6 protein-coding genes are annotated in these 11,366 nt (G+C 56.8%); 3 read left to right on the forward strand and 3 right to left on the reverse strand.

What is annotated here, in order from left to right:
* Window positions 1–94: 94 nt before the first annotated feature.
* Together KDX30_RS29005 and putA are read right to left on the reverse strand one after the other, a co-directional pair.
* The gene (locus KDX30_RS29005) at window positions 95–1,246 is read right to left on the reverse strand and encodes an NHL repeat-containing protein (protein ID WP_231678212.1); all 1,152 of its coding nucleotides are present in this window, start codon (window positions 1,244–1,246) and stop codon (window positions 95–97) included.
* A 268-nt stretch (window positions 1,247–1,514) separates the two neighbouring features.
* A complete protein-coding gene (gene putA, locus KDX30_RS29010) occupies window positions 1,515–5,468 on the reverse strand; it encodes a trifunctional transcriptional regulator/proline dehydrogenase/L-glutamate gamma-semialdehyde dehydrogenase (RefSeq protein ID WP_231678213.1) in 3,954 nt (1,317 codons plus the stop codon).
* A 454-nt stretch (window positions 5,469–5,922) separates the two neighbouring features.
* On the opposite strand from putA, the gene putP reads away from it, so the two are divergent.
* On the forward strand, window positions 5,923–7,413 hold the full coding sequence (gene putP, locus KDX30_RS29015; RefSeq protein WP_231678214.1) for a sodium/proline symporter PutP: 1,491 nt from the start codon (window positions 5,923–5,925) through the stop codon (window positions 7,411–7,413).
* Between the two features lie 129 nt (window positions 7,414–7,542).
* On the opposite strand, the gene KDX30_RS29020 is transcribed toward putP, so the two are convergent.
* A complete protein-coding gene (locus KDX30_RS29020) occupies window positions 7,543–8,214 on the reverse strand; it encodes a polysaccharide lyase family 7 protein (protein WP_027898398.1) in 672 nt (223 codons plus the stop codon).
* A gap of 312 nt (window positions 8,215–8,526) precedes the next feature.
* Here KDX30_RS29020 and KDX30_RS29025 point away from each other — a divergent pair, with 312 nt between their 5' ends.
* Window positions 8,527–10,656: a putative bifunctional diguanylate cyclase/phosphodiesterase gene (locus KDX30_RS29025; RefSeq protein ID WP_231678215.1), complete on the forward strand. Its 2,130-nt coding sequence runs from the start codon at window positions 8,527–8,529 to the stop codon at window positions 10,654–10,656.
* A 39-nt stretch (window positions 10,657–10,695) separates the two neighbouring features.
* The gene (locus tag KDX30_RS29030) at window positions 10,696–11,202 is read left to right on the forward strand and encodes a M48 metallopeptidase family protein (RefSeq protein WP_231678216.1); all 507 of its coding nucleotides are present in this window, start codon (window positions 10,696–10,698) and stop codon (window positions 11,200–11,202) included.
* The last annotated feature ends 164 nt before the right edge of the window (window positions 11,203–11,366 follow it).

The following is an 11,366-nucleotide window of genomic DNA, read 5'->3' on the forward strand; positions in this document are numbered from 1 at the left end:
CCTTATCGCGGGCAAGCCCGGCTCCCACAGGTTCTGCGTCATTCAGTGGGACCGGCTAGCCATGCGGCATGGGTGCGCCCGTAGCGGTAAGGTCTTACGCCAGCAACCTCAGCAGCGTAGTAATCGAGCCCGATGTTCCGCCAATCACAATCTTGCCGTCAGGCTGAACCATCACGGCTTTCACGAAGCCCATCTGTTCATTGGTGAACGTAATTGAGCCAGTCCCTTCGTTGCCGAATTCGATGTCCAGCAGGCCGTCAGGCAAATAGCGGGTCAGCTGGTTGCCTGTCATCACGCCGCGATTAGCCACCAGGATTCTGCCGTCTGCCTGCAGTGTCATGTCTTCGCCGACTTCGCCTGGGATGCGCAAGGGTTCGCCGCGATTGAATGTCGTGTCGATTCGCCCGGTGGCGGTCAGGCGAATCATGTGGCTGCCTGCGCCGAGATCGGAGCCGGAGCCGTTGATCAGCGCAAGAACTTTACCATCAGGAAGGGCTATCACTCTGCGACACGCGTTGTAACGGGCGTCCACCATCCGGACTTTGTACACACCGCCGTCGGCAAATCCTTGATCCAGTTCGCCTGTACGGGTCATACGCAGAATGTAGCCATCATTGCCTACTTCCCCGGCCAGATAAAATGAGTCATCACTACCGCGCGCCATGTGCAAGGTAGATACATAACTATTGCCGGTCAGGAAAGTTGCCTTGCCGTCAGTGCCGAAATAAGGTTCTTCTGTTTCGTAGTTGCGGCAATAAATAATCCCCCCGTTACGGTCGGAACTGGCCAGCAAGACGGCTTCACCCATCCCCAGTAATCGTGGAGTGGAATATTGCGGACCCTCGGCAAGGTCCATGACGTACATGAGTCGCCCTTCATGGTCATACCTGAGGAGCGGAAGTTGTTGGGACGCTGATCCGGTGATGAAGAATGATCCATTGTTCAGTCTGGCGAAACCGCTGGCGCTCTGTGCCAGGATACTCGGTGGCGCGATGGTCAGGCCGTCGTGCCTGTCCCCGAAACGGGTATCGAAGTCACCGTTCAGGTAAAGAGAGGCAACGCCCGGAACGGACAGGTTCGGTGTTTCGCGTTCGTAGGCCCCATAAATCATTAAACGCAGGCCGGATGCATCCATGGCCAGGTTCGACAAGTCATTGCGGAAGTTGCCAGGCGGGCGGACGTCAAGTTTGCCATTGATACCAAAGGCAGGATCAAACTCAATTATTTGATTTTGTAAGGTAGGCATTTTCTAAACTCTAGTTGCGTTAATTATATAGTTTTCGAAAGATTAATTAATCAGTCGGTAGCGGCGTTTAATCACAGAGTATTAGAGAGTGTAATGGTTTTTTGTTGTTGCGTTGCTGGCGAGTGGGTGAGGTATATAGTGCAATTATTCTGGATGGTTTAAATCTGTTTTTATAGCGAATCAGCAGGCAGATTAGGTGTCAAGATTTTAAAGTTTTGACAATAAAAAAGAGAGCCGAAGCTCTCTCTTTTATTTACCCGTCAGCCCATCAACCGATGGTCATCAAGCTCGCATTACCCCCCGCAGCTGCGGTGTTGACGCTCAGTGCGCGTTCAATCACCAGGCGCTCCAGTGCAACGTTGGTTTCGCCATGGGACAAGCCGTTGACACCGACGATTGCGCCCGGGCGTTGGGCCACTTGCTCGCAGATCACGCGCAACTGGTCCGAGTCGCCATGATGCAGAACGGCATCAATCAGCACCTCGTCTTTCGTCCAGTCGGCTACCAGCTTGATGCGTGCCTGTACTTCTTTCGGCAGTCGCGCACGCAGTGGCTTGCTGAGCGCGTTGTCAGGCCAGATCGCACTGCTGCCAACCGCCAGAACCGCAGCCAACTGGATCAACAGGTCGCTTTCCGCTTCAGCAAGGCACAGCACGTGTTCGCGCGGCAGGATGCTGTAGCTGTTGCGCTCGCCAGTCGGGCCAGCCAGCAGGCGGGTGATGCCGCTTTGCGATTGCACTGCAAACTGGCTGCAAAGCTGATCCAGCTCAGGCTGCTGATTGCCGGTTGCCCAGGTTTTCAGTGCCTGCAACGGCTTGGTCAACGCTTCGCGCATCCGGGTATCCGGTGTCGCCAAGGCGTCGCCACGCACGAACGATTGCTCAATTGCATCGACGGGACGGGTCGACAGCAGGCGATACAGATACAGCGGACCACCAGCTTTCGGCCCTGTACCTGACAGACCTTCGCCGCCGAACGGTTGCACGCCTACCACGGCACCGACGATGTTGCGGTTAACGTAAACGTTGCCCGCGTTGACGTTGTCGATGACCTTGGCAATCGTCTCGTCGATACGAGTATGTACGCCGAGCGTCAGGCCATAACCAGAGGCGTTGATCTGGCCGATCAGGGTGTCCAGTTCCTTGCGCTTGTAGCGAACCACGTGCAGCACCGGACCGAAGATTTCACGTTGTAGTTCGTCAAAGCTTTCCAGCTCGATCAGTGTCGGCATCACGTAGGTGCCGCGCTTGATTTCTTCGCCATCAGCGATTGCAACCTGATAGACCGTACGGCCTTTGTCGCGCATGCCTTGAATGTGTTTGTCGATGCCTGCCTTGGCTTCAGCATCGATTACCGGGCCGATGTCCACAGACAGACGTTCCGGGTTGCCGAGGCGGCATTCAGCCATGGCACCTTTGAGCATTTCGATGACGCGGTCTGCAGAGTCTTCCTGCAGGCACAGCACGCGCAGGGCCGAGCAACGCTGACCGGCGCTGTCGAACGCGGAAGATACTACGTCGATAACCACTTGCTCGGTGAGCGCCGAGGAATCGACGATCATGGCGTTCTGGCCACCGGTTTCCGCGATCAACGGGATAGGGCGACCTTGCGCATCAAGGCGACCGGCGATGTTGCGTTGCAGCAGACGAGCAACTTCGGTGGAGCCGGTGAACATCACGCCTTTGACCCGATCATCGCCGACCAGACGCGCACCCACCGTTTCACCGCGTCCCGGCAGCAATTGCAGCACGCCTTCAGGAATGCCCGCTTCGAGCAGAATACGAACAGCTTGTGCGGCAATCAGTGGCGTTTGTTCAGCCGGTTTGGCCAGCACCGGGTTACCGGCAGCGAGGGCAGCGGCGACTTGACCGCTGAAGATCGCCAGCGGGAAGTTCCACGGGCTGATACAGACCACCGGGCCCAGCGGGCGGTGCGCGTCGTTACTGAAATCATTGCGCGCCTGCACCGCGTAATAGCGCAGGAAGTCCACCGCTTCGCGCACTTCAGCGATAGCGTTGGCGAAGGTTTTGCCCGCCTCGCGAGCCAGCAGGCCCATCAATGGCTGGATTTCTGCTTCCATCAGGTCGGCGGCACGCTCCAGGATAGCCGCGCGTTCGGCCGGCGGAGTGGCTTGCCAGATCGGGCCGGAGCTCAGGGCGCAGAGTAGGGCGCTGTCGACATCTTCCAGACTGGCTTCCTGCACATGCCCCACGACGTCACGCAGATCAGACGGATTAAGCAACGGGGTGGCTGTGCCTTCACTGGCAGGGCTGCCGAGCATCGGGGCAGCCTTCCAGTCGTTGTGAGCGGTGGCCAGAAGGGCAGAAGACAGCGAGCCCAGACGATGTTCGTTCGCCAGGTCAATACCGCTGGAGTTGGCGCGCTCGGCACCATACAGATCACGCGGCAGAGGGATACGCGGGTGTGGCAGGCCGAAGCCGCCTTCCTGAGTCGCCATGCGCTCGATGCTGGCCACTGGATCAGCCACCAGTTCCTGAATGGAAATCGACTGATCGGCAATCCGGTTAACGAACGAAGTGTTCGCCCCGTTTTCCAGCAGGCGACGCACCAGATAGGCCAGCAGTGTTTCGTGGGTGCCTACCGGCGCATATACGCGACACGGTCGGTTCAGCTTGCCATCGGCGACCTTGCCCACGACTTGCTCGTAAAGCGGTTCGCCCATGCCGTGCAGGCACTGGAATTCGTACTGGCCGGGGTAATAGTTCTGACCGGCGATGTGGTAAATGGCCGACAGGGTGTGAGCGTTGTGCGTCGCGAATTGCGGGTAGATGACTTCCGGCACCGACAGCAGTTTGCGGGCACAAGCGATGTAGGAAACGTCGGTGTACACCTTGCGGGTATAGACCGGATAACCTTCCAGACCTTCGACCTGGGCGCGCTTGATTTCGCTGTCCCAGTAAGCACCTTTCACCAGGCGAATCATCAGGCGGTGGCGGCTGCGGCGTGCCAGATCAATGACGTAGTCGATCACATACGGGCAGCGCTTCTGGTAAGCCTGGATCACAAAGCCGATGCCGTTCCAGCCGGTCAGTTGCGGCTCGAAGCACAGGCGCTCAAGCAGATCCAGTGACAGCTCAAGGCGGTCGGCTTCTTCGGCGTCGATGTTCAGGCCGATATCGTATTGCTTGGCCAGCAGGGTCAGCGACAGCAGGCGCGGGTACAGCTCTTCCATGACGCGCTCATACTGGGCGCGGCTGTAACGTGGATGCAGCGCAGACAGCTTGATCGAGATGCCCGGACCTTCGTAGATGCCACGACCATGGGACGCCTTGCCGATGGAGTGGATCGCCTGCTCATAGGAGGCCAGGTATTTCTGTGCGTCGTGCTCGGTCAGTGCGGCTTCGCCGAGCATGTCATAGGAGTAACGGAAGCCTTTGGCTTCAAAGCGGCTCGCGTTGGCCAGCGCTTCGCCGATGGTTTCACCGGTGACGAACTGCTCGCCCATCAAGCGCATAGCCATGTCCACACCCTTGCGGATCATGGGCTCGCCGCTCTTGCCGATGATACGGCTCAGGGAAGAGGTCAGCCCGGCTTCGTTGTGGGTCGACACCAGCTTGCCGGTCAGCAGCAAACCCCAGGTCGCAGCGTTGACGAACAGCGAAGGGCTGTTGCCGAGGTGCGGATGCCAGTTGCCCGTGCTGATCTTGTCGCGGATCAATGCGTCACGCGTGCCTTTGTCCGGGATACGCAGCAGCGCTTCGGCCAGGCACATCAGTGCCACGCCTTCCTGAGACGACAGCGAAAATTCCTGCAGCAGGCCCTGAACGATTCCCGCACGACCGCCAGCGCTTTTCTGATTGCGCAGTTTCTCGGCTATGGTCGCGGCGAGCTTGTTGGTCGCTTCTGCCATGGCTACAGGCAGGCGTGCCTGTTCAATGAGCATCGGCACCACTTCCGGTTCAGGACGGCGGTAAGCGGCGGTGATTGCTGCGCGGAGCACCGATTGCGGCAGGATGCTTTCAGCGAACTCAAGGAAGCACTGGTGAGTGGTGTCCACCGGCAATTCGCCATGGTCATCGCCATCTTTGCTCGCTGAGCCATTGAGTTCGGAGAGGGTTGCGCCACCTTCGAGCTTTTCCAGGTAATTGAAAATCGCCTGTTTGATGAGCCAGTGCGGAGTCCGGTCAATGGACTGAGCGGCTGCTTTCAATCGCTCGCGGGTCGGGTCGTCAAGTTTGACACCCAGGGTGGTGGTCGCCATGTGCTGTCCTCATCGTGCCACTGCAACGTGGCCTTGGTTGTCGGACAAGATTAGCCATGAGTGGGGTGGGGTGCAACCGGGTGCAACCCTTTTTTTGATGAATATTTCCGGGATCTGCCAGCCTGTCCTGCTTTGACATTCTCTGGTGCACAACCGCAGTGCTGATGTACGGATGAAAGGCAGCGCATGCTCTGGAACAGGGCAGATTTCGAAAAAAACGAAGGGAGGTAACGTTGAGGTGCAACTTTTTGATGGTAAATGGGTTGCACCGCTGATGAGTTGTTGAATAGGATGCGTCGCGATGTCGCATCTGCGACCAAGAATTGTTCTCGCGGGACTGGCTTCGGCTGGGAGTGAGGCCAGAAAATCTGCCGCTTTTTTCTGCGTCTTGGCTATTAATCTCCCGGTCAAAGTCGACCTCGCTAAATAAAAACAATGCCAAGGCGAAATACCAATGAGTGTCAGCAATCCCACCCTGATCACCTTCGTGATCTATATCGCAGCAATGGTGCTGATCGGCCTGATGGCTTATCGCTCAACCAATAATCTCTCTGATTACATTCTTGGCGGTCGTAGCCTGGGCAGCGTTGTTACGGCGTTGTCGGCAGGTGCATCGGACATGAGCGGCTGGCTATTGATGGGCCTGCCGGGTGCTATTTATATGTCTGGCCTGTCGGAAAGCTGGATTGCCATTGGGCTCATCGTCGGTGCGTATCTGAACTGGTTATTTGTCGCGGGTCGTTTGCGTGTGCAGACCGAGCACAACGGCGATGCTTTGACCCTGCCGGACTATTTCACCAGTCGATTTGAAGACAAAAGCGGCTTGCTGCGGGTGATATCCGCCGTGGTGATTCTGGTGTTCTTCACCATTTATTGCGCTTCGGGCATTGTTGCCGGTGCACGCCTGTTTGAAAGCACCTTCGGTATGTCTTACGAAACTGCACTGTGGGCCGGTGCTGCCGCAACCATCGCCTACACGTTTGTGGGTGGTTTCCTGGCGGTAAGCTGGACGGACACGGTTCAGGCAACGCTGATGATCTTCGCATTGATCCTTACGCCGATCATCGTGCTGCTGGCGACCGGCGGTGTTGATGCAACCTTCCTGGCCATCGAAGCCAAGGATCCTGCCAATTTCGACATGTTCCGCAACACCAGCATCATCGGCATCATCTCCCTGATGGGCTGGGGCCTGGGTTATTTCGGCCAGCCGCACATTCTGGCGCGTTTCATGGCGGCAGACTCGGTGAAGTCGATTGCCAGTGCCCGGCGCATTTCCATGACCTGGATGATCCTGTGTCTGGGCGGTACGGTTGCTGCGGGCTTTTTCGGGATTGCCTACTTCTCGGCGCATCCGGAAGTAGCAGGGCCTGTCACTGAAAACCCGGAGAGGGTGTTCATCGAATTGGCCAAACTGCTGTTCAACCCGTGGGTGACCGGCGTGCTGCTCTCGGCGATTCTGGCTGCGGTGATGAGTACCTTGAGCTGTCAGTTGCTGGTGTGTTCGAGTGCGCTGACTGAAGACTTCTATAAAGCTTTCCTGCGTAAACACGCTTCGCAGAAAGAGCTGGTCTGGGTCGGTCGCGGCATGGTCCTGCTGATTGCGATCATCTCCATCGTGCTGGCTGCTGATCCGAATAATCGCGTGTTGGGCCTGGTGAGTTATGCCTGGGCAGGATTCGGCGCTGCGTTTGGTCCGGTGGTGTTGATCTCGGTCCTGTGGAAAGGCATGACCCGTAACGGCGCGCTGGCGGGTGTACTGGTCGGCGCAATCACTGTGATTGTCTGGAAGCAGCTGGGTATATGGGGCCTGTACGAAATCATCCCCGGCTTCCTGTTCGCCAGCATCGCTATCGTGGTGTTCAGCCTGTTGGGCAAAGGTCCTTCGGCGGGTATGCAGGCGCGTTTTGAGCTGGCCGAGAAAGAGTTCAAAGCAGCGAGCAATTGAATTGAAATGATTCTGTAGGAGCGCACGAGCAACGCGAGGCCGCGATTGCGATTTATCAGGCAGACCGCTATCGCTGCCTCGCGTTGCTCGTGAGCTCCTGCAGAGAGCTGGGGCAACAGAAATTCAGCCCTACGTCTTGTTGTGATCAATATCCAGCTTATAGAAGGTGGCCTTGCCGCCTTCGCTGCTGTAGCCCTTGTTGTCCTGCACGTAAACCCCTGCCTTGAAGTACAGCGGCTTGTCACGCCAGGTGGCGCTGACCGGACTGGTCCAGTTCTTCCCTCTCGTGCTGACGCTTAGATCTCCTCCGGGGCTGAGGTGGATCTTGTAATTGAAGCGCTCGTTCAGCGGCACGCCTTCGGCAATCTGATAGACGCGGCTTTCCTTGTCGTCATAGCGCTTTCGGAACTTCGCAACTATATTTCCCGACTTGGTGTCTTCCTTGTACTGATACTCAACCTTGAGCATCGGCTCGGTGCTTTCGTAGGCGTGTATCTGGCCAATCACGATCTTGCCCGAGGAGGGCACCTGATTGACTTCAAGGGTGGCGGCCAGCTGGTTATCGGCGTCTGGATACATCCAGTTGTGCAGGGTACCGTCGGACCAGGTTTCGCGCAGTTCGCTTCGCGGGTATTTGGCGTTTTCGGTTTTTGATCCAGTTACGGGTGACCAGAAGAAGATGTAGCCCGACTCTGAACGAAAATATTTACCGTCATAGCCCTTTTTCAACTGGGACGTTTCGATTGTTTTGGGGGGCGAACCCACAGGAATACTCAGATTCCACGAAGCCATATCTACCATAAGTTGTTTTCCAATATGTCGCTTTGCCAGTAAGGGCTGTCTAGGTCAAGCCTTTCCGGGTTGTTGTTATACGTTCTCAATAACAAACTGTTAATAATTAATTGCCGAACGGATGACGTCAAAGTGCTGTCACATTGGCTGTAGGGCTTGCGCCATGTGGCCTGTAGGAGACGACCGTTAGTCGGTTAAATGTGAACTTTAGTGAAGGCGGTCACAAAGCTATCTTCAGTTTCCGTCAGAGCCGACTAGAGTTACGCGATTGGAAATCTAAAACGACTGTCCCTGGATGTCGTGCCACATAAGAGAAGTTGCATGGAATGCGCGCAAACCAAGCCGGGTGATGGCTGTTCTGTTTTGTTGGTGGTGGATGACTATCCAGAGAACCTGGTGACAATGCGTGCGGTGCTGCAAAGGCAGGACTGGTGCATCGTCACGGCGAGCTCGGGGATCGAGGCGTTGACAGTGCTTCTGGAGCGCGAAGTCGATCTGGTCCTGCTCGATGTTCAGATGCCCGGGATGGATGGTTTCGAAGTTGCCCGCTTGATGCGCGGCAGCCAGCGAACGCGGCTGACCCCGATTATTTTCCTGACTGCCAACGAGCAATCTCAGGATGCTGTGCATCGTGGCTACGCCAGTGGCGCGATTGACTACCTCTTCAAACCGTTTGATCCCAACGTTCTCAGGCCCAAGGTTCAGGTGTTGCTGGAGCAACAGCAGAATCAGCGCGCCCTGCAGCGAATTTCCCGAGAGCTGGAAGCTGCCAGAGCCTTTAACGCCTCGGTACTGGATAACATCGACGAAGGTATTCTGGTCGTCAACGAGGCCGGGCTGATCAACTTCGCCAACCCTGCAATCTGTCGCCTGTTGGGTGCCAGTGCCGAGACACTGGGCGGGACCAGCGTGATTGATTACCTGATTGAACCGGAGGTCGTCGATTGGGCGCAATCCGGGTTCTATCGCCATTATCGCAATGCCGAAATCTATCGCCTGCACGATGCGGTTTTGCGCACCAGTGAAGGCCGGAAACTGCCGGTGGCATTGTCCTGCGCGCCATTGCCGGCCGAGCAGAAATCCATGGTGTTCAGCATTCTGGACATGTCGGTGGTGCGCGATCTTTATCAGCAACTGGAGCAGCAAGCCGTTACTGATGCCTTGACCGGATTGCTCAACAGACGCGGCTTCTACCAGGCGGTCGAAGGCTTGTTGTTGCGCAATGACCAGCCAGGCCGGTTCCTGGTGCTGTTGTATCTGGATCTGGACGGTTTCAAGCGGGTTAACGATTCCCTTGGCCACGACGCCGGGGATCAGGTGCTGCTTTGGGTATCACAGCAACTCAAGGACTGCATGCGGCCCTACGATGTTCTGGCCCGCATGGGCGGCGACGAATTCACCGTGGTCATCGACGGGCTGGACTTCCCCGAACAGGCCGCCAAAGTGGCGGAAAAACTCATCGAGCGGGTTTCTGTACGCAGGCAGATCGATGGTCTGGACGTCACGCTGGGTGCCAGTATTGGTATCGCGACCTTCCCGGACTGTGGCTCCAATCTTGACGGGCTGCTACGTGCCGCAGATATCGCGATGTACGAAGCCAAGCGCGCAGGTCGTCAGCAGTATCGCTTCTACGATCAGGAAATGAACGGACGCGCCCGCTCCAGGCTGATGCTTGAAGACAGCGTCCGCACCGCCATCGATGGTCACGATTTCTCTATGGTTTATCAGCCTCAGGTTTCTATTGCCGATGGGCGATTGCGAGGATTCGAGGCATTGTTGCGCTGGCAGCACCCAAGCGCTGGTGATGTACCGCCAGGCGTGTTCATTCCTCTGCTTGAAGAGACCCGCCTGATCAACAAGCTCGGCGGCTGGATCTTCGAGCAGGGTGCCGAACATCGTGGCCGCTGCATTGATGTCTTCGACGATGATCTGGTGCTGAGTATCAGTGTCAGCCCTACCCAGTTCTGCATGCCTAGCCTTGCTGCCGAGCTGCGCCGCGCCATGCAGCGCTATGACCTCAAGCCGGGGCAGCTGGAAGTGGAGCTCACCGAGGCGTCGCTGGTGCATAACCTGGCGCACAGCCGTAATCAGATCCGTCACTTGCATGACATTGGCGTGAGTATCGCGCTGGATGATTTCGGTGTGGGCGAGTGCTCGCTGACCCATTTGCGCAATCTGGACATCGATACCCTGAAGATCGACCGGCATTTCATCGCCGGTATGCTCACCACGCCGCGTGATACCGCGGTGGCGCGTAGCATCATTGATCTGTGTCGTAATCTGAACGTGCTGGTGATCGCAGAAGGCGTCGAGACCCTTGAGCAATATCAGTGGCTGGCCGACAACGGTTGTCAGTTGATTCAGGGTTATCTGGTCGCGCGACCGATGTTGGCCGACGAGGCATTGAGCTTTCCGAAGGTTTTTGACTGGGAGAGTCTGAAACAACAGTGATTTCTGTACACTGGCGCCTTTCATACTACGTTACGGCTCATGACTGCATCGGCGACTGCTCCGCTCAAATACCTTCAGGCCTATCCGGCAGCACTTCAGGATCAGGTCAGACAGCTCATCGCCATAAACAAACTGGGCGACTACCTTCAGCAGCGCTACCCTGAGCGTCATGACGTGCAGAGCGACAAGGCGTTGTACGCGTACGCGTTAGGGCTCAAGCAGGAATACCTGCGCAATGCGCCGAACATAGACAAAGTTCTGTTCGACAACCGTCTCGATCTGACCCATCGCGCATTGGGCCTGCACACGACTATTTCACGGGTGCAGGGCGGCAAGCTCAAGGCCAAGAAGGAAATCCGTGTCGCCTCGCTCTTCAAGGAAGCGCCTCCGGAATTCCTGAAGATGATCGTCGTACACGAGTTGGCGCACTTCAAGGAATCGGACCACAACAAGGCGTTCTACAAACTGTGCGAGCACATGCAGCCTGGCTATCACCAGTTGGAGTTCGATCTGCGGGTTTATCTGACCTGGCGGGATATGCAGTAGCACTGAGTATTAGCGACATTCTGGTGGGAGCGAATTCATTCGCGAAGGCGGTGTGTCAGTCATTGAATGTTTTTCAGGCATGCGCCCTTCGCGAATGAATTCGCTCCCACGGGGAAGTCACCCGCCATGCGCGGAGGGGGATTAAATATGGCGTAACCCGGTGG

Origin of the sequence: Pseudomonas quasicaspiana (genome assembly GCF_021147825.1) — a bacterium.
Lineage (GTDB): Bacteria > Pseudomonadota > Gammaproteobacteria > Pseudomonadales > Pseudomonadaceae > Aquipseudomonas > Aquipseudomonas quasicaspiana.